Here is a 14,792-nt window from a genome sequence, read left to right on the forward strand (position 1 = left end):
CCTAAATGGCTTAATAATTACGGAAAACATGTAAAAAAACGAAGTTTTATTTGACGAAAAGTTCAGCCTTAAATAATTAAGCCCTTAGGGATTTTATAGATAAGTAGTTATGCTAACAACTGCTAACCATATTCATGATTTACTTAGCTGTGTAACCAAAACAGGTACACAGCTTATAGCATTGCAAAGAATGATATAAAGAGAATGATAGACTTTTTCATACAATGAATAATACAAGTCATGAGTGTATTAGCTGCAAAATTTTAGGGTGCGCTTTTGCACATCTTTTTATTTATAAGAATTCCTATACAATAGTCGTTTTCCTGATTTCATTTGCACCCTAAATGCTGGAAAATGCTTGCTTTTTTATTCAATAATCATGATTTATTCCAATATTCACCACCGCTACTTCTTTATATAGGAGAAACGTCTCGTTTAATTTCATTATTATCATTGATAAATAGGTTAAATATATTTCTAGGGATGCTCTAAGTGGCTCAGACCCACTTAGAAAATCCGTTATGGCTGTGACCCATTTCAAAATCGTTTCAAACGATTTGTTTTATAGATATACCTATAACCATCCATTTTTGAATTGGTTATGATAACTCCTTTCTTAAATATCTATCAAAATATTACTTTGGTTCCTGTATAATTACTTTCGAGGTGATTAAAATGAACAATGTAGAAAACGAAACAATTTTTAGAAATTTTTTTACGTATTTACATGCTGATAATGATAATCAAAAAGAGCTTTCTAATTTTATAAAAAGATAACTATAGTGTGTTAACAAATCATCTTACGCTTATGTACAGCATAGTAGCTAGTGATTTATATTGGTCTTCTAATTTAGTATCATATTTTTATATTCATGATTCAAAAGATACTTTTAAACAAAAAATGATTTTTATTAATAATAACTATCAAGAACTGTATTATGCTTTAGTAATCTGCAGTACTATATTATATTCTGCTAACGCTAAAGAAATGATTGACCATCTTGATACAAATGAAGTAGAGCTATCTAAAAAATACAAAAAATTAGAGAAAAAACAGTCTTCACTATCTGAAAACATTGACGATCAAAAGAAAATAATTGAAAGCCAAAAAGAAATAATTAATAAACAAAAAAATAGTCTAAATAAAACTACTACGAAAATAGATAATATCTATTCGGAATTTGTAGCAATTCTAGGTATCTTCACAGCTATAACATTTGCCATCTTCGGTGGAATGAATCTACTTACTGATTTATTTAAAAATATTGGTAGTACACCAGCTTCATTGGGTCAAACTCTAATTCTTGCCGCAATATTTGGCTTAATTATGTGGGGAATTATTGAGTTGCTATTTTATTGGATTTCGAAAATCAAAGGAATAACAGACAGCACAAAAGATAAAAATAAAAAATATTTTAATTGGATTGCAATGAGCGTCCTAACAGTGATATTAATTTTAGGGATATTGTTATTTATAAAATAATCAAATAGTTTGCAGTGACAAAACACGCTATATATCGACATTTTTGATAGTTTTTGTTAAATAAATACCCAGTAAATGCTAGTATTAATTTCTTTAATCAATCATAGTTACAACTACACTTGTAATCTTCTGTTTTTAATCATTCAAAACGATTTAGGAGCAAACTAAAACTCTACATAGTTGTCTATAATAGTTGGGAACCTGAACATCTTTCCTAAGGTCATCTTAAGGCTTCCCAATCCATTCTTGGACTTCATAGTCAAAGCGCAATTTTACACTACGACCTATCATTGAACACTAACTTGTTTTTTAGCATTTAAACATATTTAGTAAGTAGCTAAGAATTCAATCATAAATCATGGTCGCTTTTTATGCTAATAAATGCTAACCTTATTCAAAGTTTGCTGTTAGCTCCTTCAAACTAATGGACGTTAGGTAGACAAAGTTTCCATTAAAATAAAAAATTATGAATGCTTCAATGATAAAATTTTTGTGTGCAATGTGTGCACACATTTTTATTATAAAAAGGCTTATACATCAGTATTTATGATGAATTAGTATGCAGTAAAAATGTTGGAAAATGTTCGCTTTTTATTCAGAAGTCGTAGCAAATTATTACTATTAATATTCATTTCTTTTTATGCCTGATCCACATTTGGTTCGGGAAGCAAAATAAGTTAAACAATCTATATTTTATTTCAATTGCAATAACTACCATGAAAGCGCTAGGACAATCCAACTTTGGTTTCTCCCTATTGATTAAAAAGGGATGCCCATTTCGTTCACCCTTCTGAATAAAGCATAAAAAAGTGTGCAGTTTTCAAAAAAGTGTGCAGTAACAGAATACGCTATATATCAGCATTTTTGACAGTTTTTGTTAAATAAATATCCTAGTAAATGCTAGTATTTGCTAGGATTACTTCTTTTTAACAAGTTGAAATGGTCGCCTAATAGTAGATTAAAAACCTGAAAAAACTTGAACACTTTTCCAAAATCAAACTTTTCAGTCTAAATAAAAAGCTGTAGTACATAGAATGGTACTGCAGCTTATTTTATAAACTTAAATGACGGGTTTAGATTCATTTCCTTTTGGATTTTAGCAAAATTTTCCATAAACTCATCAATTGCTATGTGCTTTAAATCGTAATAACGTGATTGTTTGTAACCAACATCCCTCATTACTACATGATTAGGTTTATCAAATATATACACTCCAGTTAAGATTTTTCTTGATTTATCTTAACAAGCATTAATTGCTTTAACAACACATGTGGTAATGTTCTTAGCGTATTCAATTCTATTGTTAGTTTTAATGCCTTTAAATCTATCTATGGGACCTTTTACTAAATCAGCTTTATGTTGCCCTGAACGAGCTGTAAAGACGCTGAAATCACGTTTAAGAAAAGTTCTTACATCTTCTTTATATTCCATTTTATGTTTCTCTTTTTGGTTAACACTTTATTTTTAACTACAGTTTGCAGTTCTATCCAAAATATGAAGTCTTTTTTACTAGTACTACTGTTTAATTTAACATTTCTTAAACAACTTTCAATTTACTAGTCATCCCTTTAAATTACCTATGTATCAGCATTTTTTCTTCTATTTTAGCTAAATATCTAAGATTAGCCCACTTACACGTCTGCTTAAAATATGAAGTCTAATATGAAGTTTTTTAGCTCATTTTGAGCTAGTTTCAGAAAATTCGAAAAAACAAAAATGCCTTTATACCAGCGTTTAAGCCATCTGATATAAAGGCAAAATCTCATTTATCGGGAAAACAGGATTCGAACCTGCGACCTCTACGTCCCGAACGTAGCGCTCTACCAAGCTGAGCTATTTCCCGTTTATTAAAAAAACTCACCAAAAGCGGTGAGTCTTTTTCTTGAGAGCGGAAGACGGGATTCGAACCCGCGACCCCCACCATGGCAAGGTGATGTTCTACCACTGAACTACTTCCGCAAGACAAATATTATTATAGCAAACCAATCTAAATTTGCAACCTTTTTTATTAAAAAAATCGCTGAAATGAGCATCCTAGCAGGAAAACTGACCTTGTGAGAATTTCTAAAACATAATTTCTGATAAGTGATACTATTCTGTTATACACAGATATTAAATTTTAGAGTCATTAACGTAGAAAAGAGGCTACAAAATTGCAAAAAGAACTGGAAAAACTGGTTAATTTAAATTCTGGAAAAATCACTTTTAAAGATAGTCAAATCGACTATATGTTGCAAAATATCGGAAATCTTAATCCACATCTTCGAGATGACGTTATTTATACACTCTTTGCTCGTGTTTTTTTTGAAAATTCCCTTACTTTATAGCAGAAAGCAAAGATTGTTACCAGTTTTATTAATTCAAAAAGTCTGTTTAAGGGAATCGAACAGCCAGAAAATGATTTAGTTTTTCTCAGAACATTCAGTGCATTACTGGGTTCTTTAATTATAGAGGATGATAAAAAGCATTCTATTTTAGATACAACTGAACGAAATACTATTTTTAATTGGAATATTTGCTATTTGAAGGCAGAAAAAGCCCTTCGCGGATATGTTAAAGATAATTTCCTTAAAAAAATCGTTGACTATAACAAATACATGGGATTTTCAATTTAAACAAAAAATAAGACCAAATTAATGGTCTTATTTTTAATTACTCTTTTTCTTCAAATCTTCTTTAACTTCCCGATCAATGTCTTCGACCCTCTCAGGACGCATAGTTGGGAATAAAAGCACATCCCTAATAGCAGGCGCATCAGTCAGAAGCATCACAAGACGGTCAATTCCGATACCCAATCCACCTGTTGGCGGCATGCCGTACTCCATAGCACGCAAATAATCTTCATCAATCATATCAGCTTCATCGTTTCCGGCTTCACGTTCTGCCATTTGCGCTTCAAAACGTTCACGCTGGTCATCCGGATCATTTAATTCAGAAAAGGCATTACCATATTCTTCGCCCATGATGTAGATTTCAAAACGATCAGTGAAGCGTGGATCATCGGCATTTTTCTTAGCCAATGGTGAAATTTCAACTGGATGACCATAAACAAATGTTGGGTCAACAATTGTTTCTTCACAATACTTCTCAAAGAAAGCATTGATGATATGACCCACTTTCCAGAAGCTTTCAACCTTAATATCGTGGTCTTCAGCAATCTTAGTAGCTTCTTCAACGCTCATCTTTTGCCAAAAATCAACGCCAGTCTTCTCTTTAATCATATCTACCATATGAACGCGACGGAAAGGTTTGCCCAAATCAATGTTTGTACCCTGATAAGTAACTTTACCATCTTCTGATACGACTTTGGCAGCCGCACGAATAATGCCTTCGGCTTCATCCATAACATCATGGAAATCCCAATAAGCACAGTAAGTCTCAAGTTCTGTGAATTCAGGGTTATGGTGAGTATCAATACCTTCATTCCTGAAAACACGGCCGATTTCATAAACTCTTTCCATGTCACCAACGATCAAACGTTTCAACGGCAGTTCAAGGGCAATTCTCATATAAAGGTTAATATCTAAAGCGTTATGATGAGTAATAAATGGACGAGCTTCTGCACCACCTGGAATATTATGCAAAACAGGCGTTTCAACTTCCAAAAAGTCCTTACTGTTCAAATAATCACGGATAGCTTGGATAATTTTAGTTCGATTTACAAAACGCTCGTAACTTTCACGGTTGGTAATTAAATCAAGATAGCGTTGGCGATAAATTTGTTCAACATCTTTCAAGCCGTGATATTTTTCAGGTAAAGGACGCAAAGCTTTTGATAAAAAGGTGACATGTGTAGCACGGATTGTCAATTCGCCCGTGTCAGTTTTCATAACTTCACCGTCAATACCTAAGAAATCACCGATATCTGACTTCTTGAAAATCTTGTAGTTATCTTCGCCAACAATATCTTTACGAACATAAATCTGTACTTTACCTGTGCGATCATATAAATCAGCGAATCCAACTTTGCCCTTACCTCTTTTAGCCAGCATTCTACCTGCTATTTTAGTCTTAGGCAATTCTTCATTCAGTTCATCTTTGTCATCTTGAGCGTATTTTTCATTCAATGACCGAGCTAAATCTTGTCGATCAAACTTTCTCATTCCAAAAGGTTCGATGCCATTTTCTCTTAATTCATCTAATTTTTGGCGTCGAACAATTAATTGGTCATTCATTTCATTTTTAGCCAATTATACTTCCTCCATTATTATTTAACTTCACTTCTGGCAGCCTTTTGCTTTTGTCTTTTTTCATAGTCTTCAACAAAATTATCAAGCAAATCATAAACTTCTTGTGCTGTCCAAACCTCATTTATTTTAGCACGAGTACGTGCAGAGCGGGGAACTCCCTTTAAATAATAGGCAGCTTGTTGACGAAATTCAGGTACAGCAATTTTTTCCCCTTTTAATTCAACCAAACCTCTAAGTTGGTGTTTGGCAGTTGCTACACGTTCACGCACTGTTTGTGGTGCAAGTTTCTCTCCGGTTTCCAAATAATGCACCATGTTTTTAATAATCCAAGGATTTCCTAATGCCGCACGGCCAACCATAACTGCAGTTGATCCGATTTCATCAAGTGCCTTCTTTGCCAGTTCTGGTGTCGCAACATCGCCATTGGCAACAAAAGGAATATCAAGCACTTGAGCCACATCATGCAAAGTTTCCCAATCAGCTTCCCCCATGTACATTTGCTTACGGGTTCTGCCATGCATTGCGATCATGCTGGCACCTGCTTCTTGAGCAGCTAAAGCATTTTCAACTGCAAAAATATGCTTGCGATCCCAGCCAATACGCATTTTTACAGAAACTGGCTTTTGCACATTTTGTACAACTTTATGCACCATTTGGTAAATTTTATTAGAATCAAGGAGCCATTTAGAACCTGCATCTGTTTTAGTAACCTTGGGAACCGGACATCCCATGTTAATATCAATAATATCTGCAGCAGTATGCTGGTCAATATATTGTGCTGCTTCAAGTAATGTATCCTCAGTTCCACCGAATATTTGAATACTCATAGGATGTTCTCGCGGATCAACTTTCATCATTGACATAGTTTTCTTATTACGATAAATGATGCCATGATCCGAGATCATTTCACAAACAACTAACCCAGCCCCAAATTCCTTACAAATCATTCTAAAAGCAGAATTTGAAACTCCAGCCATTGGAGCAACCACAACACGATTGGGAATAGTTATATCACGAATTTTCCAACTATTATCCACTAAATCACCCTTTCAAAACACCATATTATCTTAACAAAAAGGATTCTATAAGCAAAATTCATGGTACTTTTCGTAATAAAAAGTTAACCCTTGATATCTGTATAAATCTTTAATTACTTTTCGATAAAAAATTCACCAGGTGCAACTCTATTATAATAACGCAAAAACGGTTTTTTGCTAGCTTCATCAACTGAAATGTTAATTACTCCAGCATTTTGTATTTCACCAACCAAAGTTATTTTGGGAATGCCTAAAACATTCTGAACCAGTGAACGAGAAGCTGTTCCGTGAAAGACCAATAAAACTGACTCGTCTTTGTGATTATTAATTAAGTCATGCCAGAAATCCATTAATCTATCTGCTAAATGCTGGTATGTTTCTCCTGAACAATAATCACTATAATTTTCTTTAAAATAGCCTAATTCATCAAATACTTGAGGATATTTTTTGATTATATTTTGAACATCTTGACCATCCCAGTTGCCGTAATTCATTTCAGATAATCGGTCATCAACAATTATTTCATGCTTGCTCTGGTTTAAAATTTCTGCAGTTTCAAGTGCTCTTTTTAAGGGGCTGCTATATACACAATCAATTTTATTAATGTCAAAACTGTCTCTTAAATTTTCAGCCTGTTTTTTACCTTTTTCATTCAGTGGTAGATTTGTTCCTGACCCGTTAATACCAAAAGTTTTATTAGTATCTGTTTGGCCGTGACGAACAATATACACATTCAGCATTTAATTTTCTCCTTTACTTTTCATTCATCTCTTTCATTATAGCAAAATTGGTACTGACCGCATCTTTAATCTTAAAAAAGCCTAAAAACTATAATTTTATTTGGTTGATACTTAAATTAGTCTTTTTTTAGATTAACAACTTCATCATAATATTTCAATTCTGCAAAACGGTGTACAACACTAATTATTGTGACATTAGGCAAATATTTCTTTATCATTCGGTAAACAATAGCAATAGTATTTTCATCTAAATTACTAGTAAATTCATCTAACAGTAATATTTGCGGTTTCGAGATGATTGCCCTTAAAAATAAAATTTTTTGTTTTTCGCCACCAGAAATTTTATTTTTAATATCTCCAGGTGTTTTGACCGTCAAGTCCTTTTCAGTATGAATTAACGTATTTAAATTGACTTCTTCAATCAATTTAAATACTTCCTTAACGGCAACTTTATTATTTGGATAACAAATATTTGCCATAATTGAGCGGTTAAATAATTGTGTACTTTGAGGCAAATACATTAAATCCGGCTGCTTAGCAAAAGGCAAAATAATTTGCCCAGATTGTGGTTGATAAAAACCAGTCAAGAGTTTAAGCATAGTACTTTTACCAGTTCCATTTGGTCCTACTAATGCGGTCATTTTTCCTTTTTTAAACTTTAAATCCAAATCCTTAAAAATGTCTTGCTTATTTTTATAGGAATAGCTGATATGTTTAAAATCAATCGTTTTTCCATTTGGATCAAACCAAAAAGCCGATAAATCGCCAGCCGTCTTTTTCCCATATTCCAGTTCAGACAGTCCTGAACTAATTCTGTTTAAAAATTCTTCAATTGCCAAGTATTGAGTACCAAAACCAGATAAATTAACAATAGAGTACAACAGAATCAGTATCAAAGAAAGTGCTTGACTTTCTTTAGTACCAATCAGAAATTGACCTAAAATCGTAATAATACAGGCCAAAATGACAATTAAAAATTGCTGAAATAGAGATGCCCGATTTGTAATACCTTGAACTTTTGTAAAAGTCTTTTGTTCATTATTCAAAATTTTATCCATATTCTGTTCTTCAAAGTTTTTAGAATTAGTGGATAAAATTGTTTCAATGTTACTGTAATAATCAATGATATATTCATTGACTTTAGAAGAACTTTTCAATGATGCAGCAACGTTATCCCTATTTTTTCGCGCCATCCACACCGAAATCAACATATAACCAACAAAGAATAATAAATACAAAATACCAACAAAGATATTTTGCATACTCAACATTATGGTATACATGATGAGCATAACAAACATTTGCACCACAACTCCTAAGCTGGACTGCTCCAACTCCCGACATGCAAATGAAACATCCTTGATATAGCTTTGAACCTTTCCTACCGGTTTATCCGAAAAGTAGCTGAAAGGCTTATCAACAACAGATTCCCATAAAATTTGTTTAGATAATTTTCTCACCGCTTGAATAAATGTATTATTGCAACTATTTATCAATGGCATCATCATTAGTGAAACTGCAAGAGCAAGGACTAATAATATTTGAAACTTTTTGTTTAAATGTGGCCGAAATAATTCAGTAATCAAATAAGGTTGTGCAAAATACACTGCATAACTGACAAAAAGGAACACGCAAAAAACCGCTATTTTTAGTATTCCAATTCTGTCAATTATTTGTCGTATGTATTTCCAAATCATTTTTCAACCCAATATATAATTTAAAATCAATAAAACTGCATTCTAGTGGCAAAATAAACAATATTAATCAGACTTTTTAGACAAAATTGCTTTTAATTCTTCTTCAGAATAATGGTACTTATTGCCACAAAAACTACAAGTCAGCTCTGCTCCGTGATCTTCTTTTATCATGATTTCTATTTGACTTTTTTTCATTGTTCCTAAAATCTTACCATACTTTTCTTTAGAACAATCACACTTGAAAGCAACTTCATCTTTTTCTAAAATCTTACAGTCATCGCCTAAAATCATGGTTGCTAATTTTTCAGGAGTCAGGCCATCCAGAAAGGCTGTAGAAAGTGCTGGTAAATTGTTGATTCTATCAATTGTTTTCGTAATTAATTGGTCTGAAGCACCAGGCAATGCTTGAAGCATGAATCCACTTGCTTCTCCGATAGTATTATTAGGGTTGACAAATACAGATAAACCAACAGCTGAAGGTATTTGTTCTGATTTTGTTAAATAATAGGCAATATCTTCAGCAATTTCACCAGAAACAATAGGTACTTGACCCGTATATGGCTCCTTTAAGCCCAAGTCTTTAGTAACTTCAAGCCAACCTTCGCCAACTGCTTTTTTAACATCAATATGACCATTCTTTTTTGGAGGTAATGCAATGTGAGGATTTTTAACATAACCCTTAACAGTTAAATCTGATTTAGCTGTCACAATTGTGGAGCCCACGGGTCCATTACCTAATAGTCTGATGGTCAGCTCCTCCTTATCGGTAAGCTCTGCGCCAGCTAGTAAAACTCCTGCTAGTAAACTACGTCCAAGAACAGCAGAAGAAGCTGGCCAAGTATCATGACGAGTTTGTGCCTCTTGAACCAAATCTTTGGCAGTTATTGTTAAAAGACGTAAATTTTTCGATTTATCAATTGCTTTGATTAAATAATCATTCATTTTATTCTCCTAAAAAAATAGAGCCTAATCGTAGGCTCTATTAAATATTACTCTTGAGGATGATCATTTTCACTAGGTGACTGATCAGTATCATTAGAATTTTGCTTTCCCGTAGAATCTTAGTTTTTAGATTCTGAAGAATTTAACTCATGCTCTTTTTCTTCTTTATCTAGCTCTGACTCTTTTGGAAATTCATTCTTTTCTGGATTCTCAGGATTGCTTTCCTCTGCTTCCTCATTCTTTTGTGCAGGTGATTCTAAAGAATTATCTCTTTCCTCCTGTGCTTTTTCAGAATTTACGATATTCTTTTTCTGAGAATGATTCTCTTTCTTTTCAGCAGCAGCTTTAGCCTCCTCATAAGTTGAAGCTTTCGATTCGCTAGGATATTCCTGCTCAGTTTTTTCTGGCATCTTGCCTGTAGTGTAGAGGGACATAATCTGTTTCTCATCTAGAGTTTCATACTTAAGCAAAGCTTCAGCAATAATGCGATGTTTTTCGCGATTATTTTTCACAATCTCAACTGCTTTGGTATGAGCTTCATCAAGTAGATTCTTAACTGCTTCGTCAATTTTGGCAGAGGTTGCTTCACTATAAGGTTTAAAACCATATGGATTGGTTTCTCCTTCTTTTTCCAACTCTACCATACCCAATGAGTCCGTCATTCCGTAGTTGACTACCATACTGTGAGCAATTTGTGTTGCCTGTTCGAAGTCGTTAGAAGCACCAGTTGACTGATCACCTACGACAACTTCCTCACCGGCACGGCCACCCATCAAACCAACGATTTGTTCCATTAACTGTTTCTTGGTTAACAAGAATTGATCATCCTTAGGCAGCATCAAGTTATAACCACCTGTCCTGCCATGAGGCACGATAGTTACTTTACGCACCGTTCTTGAATCACTTAAAACTAACCCACAAATAGAGTGACCTGCTTCATGGAAGGCAACTCGACGCCGTTCTTTTTGAGAAATCAAGCTATTTCTCTTGGCAGGACCGGCAATAACACGATCTTCAGCTTCATCCAGATCTGCAGCAGTAATATTTGTACCATTGCGTCTTGCTGCAAGAAGAGCAGCTTCATTAAGTAGGTTGGCCAAGTCTGCACCGACAAAACCTGGCGTTTGGCGAGCAATTTCCTTTAAGTCAACATCATCCGCCAAAGGCATATTCTTAGCATGAACACGTAAAATAGCTTCACGACCGCGAACATCAGGAGTTCCAACCAAGATTTTTCTGTCGAATCTACCAGGACGAAGCAAGGCTGGATCAAGGACATCGGAACGGTTAGTAGCTGCAATAACAATTACGCCTTCATTACCTTCAAAACCGTCCATCTCAACTAACAACTGATTTAAAGTTTGCTCACGTTCATCATTGCCACCGCCACTGGCATTGCCACCACGTCTACGACCAATGGCATCAATTTCGTCAATGAAAATAATACTTGGAGCATTTTTCTTAGCATTAGTAAATAAGTCACGTACACGACTAGCACCAACACCAACAAACATTTCAACAAAGTCAGAACCCGAAATTGAGAAGAAAGGTACATTTGCTTCTCCTGCTACGGCACGAGCAAGCAACGTTTTACCAGTACCCGGAGGACCCTCAAGTAAAACTCCAGACGGAATTTTAGCACCGAGTTTAGTAAATTTAGCTGGATTCTTTAAGAATTCTACTACTTCTACTAATTCTTGCTTCTCTTCTTCTTCACCAGCAACATCAGAAAAACGAACTTTATTTTTCTTTGGATCCTCAGGTTTAACGTGAGATCGCCCAAAGTTCATGATGCCACCGTTGCCGCTACGACCACCGCCACTTTGACTGACCATCATCCAAAGCATAACGATGAAGAGAATTGTCGGCACAAGCATCACAATTGTAGAAATCCAGTTCCCAGACTGTGACTCCCCTTGAGTCGTCATCTTAGTGCCACTCTTTTGAGCTAATTCTTGCACATTAGATACACTTGAATCGTTTTGCAACATTGTAGTCGAAAAACGCGATACTTTTGATCCTGAATTGCCGTTAAAAAAGTCAAAACTGTTTTTTGACTGGCTTTTGCTTTCCTGTGTTTCCTTATAACTACCTGAAACAGTATAAACACCATTTGCAGGCTGAACGTTAAAATTCTTAACTTTTCCCTTGCGCAAATTACTGACAAATTCAGAGTAGCTAATATTTTCACTGCTACCAGAATTATCTGATCCACCAAGTGCCCAGTTGATTCCCCCTAATAGTAAGAGGAAAACAACTATATAGAAAAGACCATTTGAAAACAGCCGATTCCGGTTATTTTTCATAAAAAACCTCCACAAAGTTTCTAGAGATATACGAATAAAAGTTTATCACAAATTTAGGTTGTGCTCTAATAATTTAAAATTTCTTATTAAATGTCTTCGTACAAAAAGTAATTCGTATCATTTGAATTGACCAGCTGATTAGAATACGTTCTTTCAATAAAAACGACTTTATCACCAGCATAAATAGTTAAGCAATAGGGTCGTAATATATTTGGAATACTACTTTGAGCGAATTTCTTCTTACTCTTTGTATGATTGCCATTTTTCAGTAACAATTTCGTCCCAGGTCTGATTGGACCTGCCCAAATTTGTTTTTTATTTTCTGCAACAAATTGACCAATTAATTTTTTGGACTTTTCTGGCTTTAGTGAAATCAAAAATTTACGATTATTAAATGAAAATTTTTGTCCCAAATTGACTTTTTGGAATATCGGTAAAGAAGGTAATTTATTAAAAAGATAAAAAAAGCCTTGATACACAATTAAGGTGAAATTGGCTAAATTCTTATTAACACGTTCATGCCATTTTTGCCAAATAAAGTTTTGCCAAAAAGCACATTTTTCATCACTGGACAAACCTTCTAATGCGTTTGTTTGCAAACGGTATGCTATACCTAAAAAAGGTTCCGGTTGCTGCAATTGAGCAAAACTTTTATTTGCTATTGCAGTTAACAAACTAACTTGTTCACTAAACCTAAGAGCATTTTGACCTACTTGCTTGTTTTCAGTTTTAAGCAATGGGATTACATGGTGGCGCAACTTATTCCGCAGAGTGTCATCTTCGTAGTTAGTCTTGTCAATCACGTAAGATATTTGTCGTTTCTGGTCGTATAACAATAAGTCATCTTTTTTCTTACTTAAAAGTGGCCTTAATAAAGTCATGCCTTGAACTTTGCCAACTGCCCTTAAACTATTCATTTCGTTAGGATTTCCAGAGCGTATAAACTTGAGCAAAATATTCTCAAGCAAATCATCCATATGATGTGCTGTTAATAAGTAATCTCCCTGATTTTGCTGCATTACGTTTACCAAAAAATTATAGCGATATTTCCTGGCAGCAGCTTCTATCCCAGTCACAGGATGTAAATTTTGAGGCCAAATTCCATTAACTGACTGAATGCTTTTATTCAAGCAGTATGCAGAGATCACTTTTTCCTCTTCCAAAGAATCAGACCTGAGTTTGTGGTCTAAATGGGCTGATATCAGCTTAAAATGATATCGTTTCTTTATTTGATAAAGCAGATCAAGCAGAGCTAAAGAATCTGGTCCTCCGCTAACTGCAACAACAAGGGTTTTACCGGTTAATGGCAAATGATTTTCTTTAAAAAAGTTATCAATTTGCATAACTAATCAAATCTTTTTCTAATTTTTTTATTTCTTTTTTAGCATCAGATACTGTTTTAGACAATACTCTAGTAAAATCAGCTTTTTTAGTGTCTGAAAAAGAATTAGTATGATCAATTAAATCGGGGTCATTAACTCTCATTTTAGAGAGTCCAATTTTACCTTTATAGTTATGAATAATTACTAGTCGTATCTGTTCACCAATATGATAATTGCCTTTTTCACGTAGCCAATTATTGCCAAAATCACTATGGTGAACTAATCCTGTCTTATGATGAGAAAGCGTAACAAAAATGCCTAAGTCACTAATGTTATTAATAGTTCCTGTCACTCTCTGTCCAACTTGGTATTTCATTAATTATTATTTTTTCCTTCAGGTAAATTGTAAATTGTTTCGTTTGGTTTAGAATACAAAAATTTGAACCGCACTAGTTTAGCCACGTAATCAGGATCTTTCAAATCGTTTCTTTTTGTTATTAAAACCTGCTTTTGATTGTTTATTTTTTTAAGAGCCTTTTTAGAAGTTTGTACTTGACTATTAATATGCTCAGTTTGAGCATGAGTAACTCCAATTTGTATTCCTAAAAATGCAAAAATAGCCACAAAAACTGCGATAATACGATTGCGCCTAACACGATGTACTTCTTTTTCTCTTTTTTCCTGTTTACGTTTCAGACGAGCAACCTGCTCTTCCGGACTAAGTGAATTATATATACGTGGACCGTTCATAATTTTGACCTCTATTACCAGAACAAATACTATTTTAATTATAACAAGACCACTTATAAATGTCATTAAAGATAAAACTAATTTATCAATTCGTATAGTTCACTTGCTTCAGCTTTTTTCGTGGTTTCTTTAATAGCACAGACTTTTGCTTTGACTTCTTTCGAGCCATATCCAACTTCAATAATATCTCCAATCTTAACATCGTAGCTGGATTTTACCACATGGTCATTTACCTTGATTCGACCTTGATCTGCCATTTCTTTAGCTATTGGACGCCTTTTAACTAATCTTGAAACTTTTAAAAATTTATCAATTCTCATTTCTT

14 protein-coding genes and 2 tRNA genes are annotated in these 14,792 nt (G+C 34.0%); 3 read left to right on the forward strand and 13 right to left on the reverse strand.

Annotated elements, in window-relative coordinates; genetic code table 11:
- Positions 1-784: 784 nt before the first annotated feature.
- Positions 785-1,483: a hypothetical protein gene (locus tag LACWKB10_RS08895; protein ID WP_034981405.1), complete on the forward strand. Its 699-nt coding sequence runs from the start codon at positions 785-787 to the stop codon at positions 1,481-1,483.
- 1,239 nt (positions 1,484-2,722) lie between these two features.
- Here the strand turns inward: LACWKB10_RS08895 and LACWKB10_RS08900 are convergent.
- From LACWKB10_RS08900 to LACWKB10_RS08910, 3 genes are all read right to left on the reverse strand, one after another.
- Positions 2,723-2,914: a hypothetical protein gene (locus LACWKB10_RS08900; protein ID WP_034981408.1), complete on the reverse strand. Its 192-nt coding sequence runs from the start codon at positions 2,912-2,914 to the stop codon at positions 2,723-2,725.
- A 338-nt stretch (positions 2,915-3,252) separates the two neighbouring features.
- Positions 3,253-3,326, reverse strand: a tRNA-Pro gene (locus tag LACWKB10_RS08905).
- 44 nt (positions 3,327-3,370) lie between these two features.
- A tRNA-Gly gene (locus LACWKB10_RS08910) sits at positions 3,371-3,442 on the reverse strand.
- A 194-nt stretch (positions 3,443-3,636) separates the two neighbouring features.
- On the opposite strand from LACWKB10_RS08910, the gene LACWKB10_RS10225 reads away from it, so the two are divergent.
- Entirely contained in the window at positions 3,637-3,810 is a 174-nt protein-coding gene (locus LACWKB10_RS10225; protein ID WP_161779317.1) for a hypothetical protein, read from the forward strand.
- Positions 3,811-3,864: 54 nt separating this feature from the next.
- On the forward strand, positions 3,865-4,098 hold the full coding sequence (locus tag LACWKB10_RS10415; RefSeq protein WP_369792496.1) for a DUF2785 domain-containing protein: 234 nt from the start codon (positions 3,865-3,867) through the stop codon (positions 4,096-4,098).
- A 33-nt stretch (positions 4,099-4,131) separates the two neighbouring features.
- Here the strand turns inward: LACWKB10_RS10415 and lysS are convergent, their stop codons facing one another.
- The 10 genes from lysS to LACWKB10_RS08965 all read right to left on the reverse strand — a co-directional run bounded on the left by lysS (position 4,132) and on the right by LACWKB10_RS08965 (position 14,787).
- Positions 4,132-5,673 carry a lysine--tRNA ligase gene (lysS, locus tag LACWKB10_RS08920; RefSeq protein ID WP_034981411.1) on the reverse strand — a complete coding sequence of 514 codons (1,542 nt, stop codon included), beginning with the start codon at positions 5,671-5,673 and terminating at the stop codon, positions 4,132-4,134.
- Positions 5,674-5,690: 17 nt separating this feature from the next.
- Complete coding sequence (gene dusB, locus LACWKB10_RS08925) at positions 5,691-6,710, reverse strand: tRNA dihydrouridine synthase DusB (RefSeq protein ID WP_034981413.1); 1,020 nt, start codon at positions 6,708-6,710, stop codon at positions 5,691-5,693.
- A 113-nt stretch (positions 6,711-6,823) separates the two neighbouring features.
- A complete protein-coding gene (locus LACWKB10_RS08930; protein ID WP_034981416.1) occupies positions 6,824-7,450 on the reverse strand; it encodes a histidine phosphatase family protein in 627 nt (208 codons plus the stop codon).
- A gap of 116 nt (positions 7,451-7,566) precedes the next feature.
- Positions 7,567-9,147, reverse strand: a complete 1,581-nt coding sequence (locus LACWKB10_RS08935; protein ID WP_081945385.1) for an ABC transporter ATP-binding protein — start codon at positions 9,145-9,147, stop codon at positions 7,567-7,569.
- Positions 9,148-9,210: 63 nt separating this feature from the next.
- On the reverse strand, positions 9,211-10,089 hold the full coding sequence (gene hslO, locus LACWKB10_RS08940) for an Hsp33 family molecular chaperone HslO (protein WP_034981421.1): 879 nt from the start codon (positions 10,087-10,089) through the stop codon (positions 9,211-9,213).
- Between the two features lie 119 nt (positions 10,090-10,208).
- The gene (ftsH, locus tag LACWKB10_RS08945) at positions 10,209-12,395 is read right to left on the reverse strand and encodes an ATP-dependent zinc metalloprotease FtsH (RefSeq protein ID WP_034981423.1); all 2,187 of its coding nucleotides are present in this window, start codon (positions 12,393-12,395) and stop codon (positions 10,209-10,211) included.
- A gap of 86 nt (positions 12,396-12,481) precedes the next feature.
- Complete coding sequence (tilS, locus tag LACWKB10_RS08950; RefSeq protein WP_034981425.1) at positions 12,482-13,738, reverse strand: tRNA lysidine(34) synthetase TilS; 1,257 nt, start codon at positions 13,736-13,738, stop codon at positions 12,482-12,484.
- A complete protein-coding gene (locus LACWKB10_RS08955) occupies positions 13,728-14,093 on the reverse strand; it encodes a S1 RNA-binding domain-containing protein (RefSeq protein WP_034981428.1) in 366 nt (121 codons plus the stop codon). The genes tilS and LACWKB10_RS08955 overlap by 11 nt, the downstream gene beginning before the upstream one ends.
- Positions 14,093-14,470 carry a septum formation initiator family protein gene (locus LACWKB10_RS08960; protein WP_034981521.1) on the reverse strand — a complete coding sequence of 126 codons (378 nt, stop codon included), beginning with the start codon at positions 14,468-14,470 and terminating at the stop codon, positions 14,093-14,095. The genes LACWKB10_RS08955 and LACWKB10_RS08960 overlap by 1 nt, the downstream gene beginning before the upstream one ends.
- Before the next feature lie 74 nt (positions 14,471-14,544).
- Positions 14,545-14,787, reverse strand: a complete 243-nt coding sequence (locus LACWKB10_RS08965; protein WP_034981430.1) for an RNA-binding S4 domain-containing protein — start codon at positions 14,785-14,787, stop codon at positions 14,545-14,547.
- Positions 14,788-14,792 lie beyond the last annotated feature (5 nt).

The sequence above is a fragment of the Lactobacillus sp. wkB10 genome (genome assembly GCF_000760615.1).
Taxonomy (GTDB): domain Bacteria; phylum Bacillota; class Bacilli; order Lactobacillales; family Lactobacillaceae; genus Lactobacillus; species Lactobacillus huangpiensis.

Coding starts and splice junctions, on each gene's coding strand:
- LACWKB10_RS08965 (WP_034981430.1), bottom strand. CDS start 14,787: ATGAGAATTGATAAATTTTTAAAAGTTTCAAGATTAGTTAAAAGGCGT.
- LACWKB10_RS08930 (WP_034981416.1), bottom strand. CDS start 7,450: ATGCTGAATGTGTATATTGTTCGTCACGGCCAAACAGATACTAATAAA.
- LACWKB10_RS08935 (WP_081945385.1), bottom strand. CDS start 9,147: ATGATTTGGAAATACATACGACAAATAATTGACAGAATTGGAATACTA.
- hslO (WP_034981421.1), bottom strand. CDS start 10,089: ATGAATGATTATTTAATCAAAGCAATTGATAAATCGAAAAATTTACGT.
- LACWKB10_RS08900 (WP_034981408.1), bottom strand. CDS start 2,914: ATGGAATATAAAGAAGATGTAAGAACTTTTCTTAAACGTGATTTCAGC.
- LACWKB10_RS08955 (WP_034981428.1), bottom strand. CDS start 14,093: ATGAAATACCAAGTTGGACAGAGAGTGACAGGAACTATTAATAACATT.
- ftsH (WP_034981423.1), bottom strand. CDS start 12,395: ATGAAAAATAACCGGAATCGGCTGTTTTCAAATGGTCTTTTCTATATA.
- tilS (WP_034981425.1), bottom strand. CDS start 13,738: ATGCAAATTGATAACTTTTTTAAAGAAAATCATTTGCCATTAACCGGT.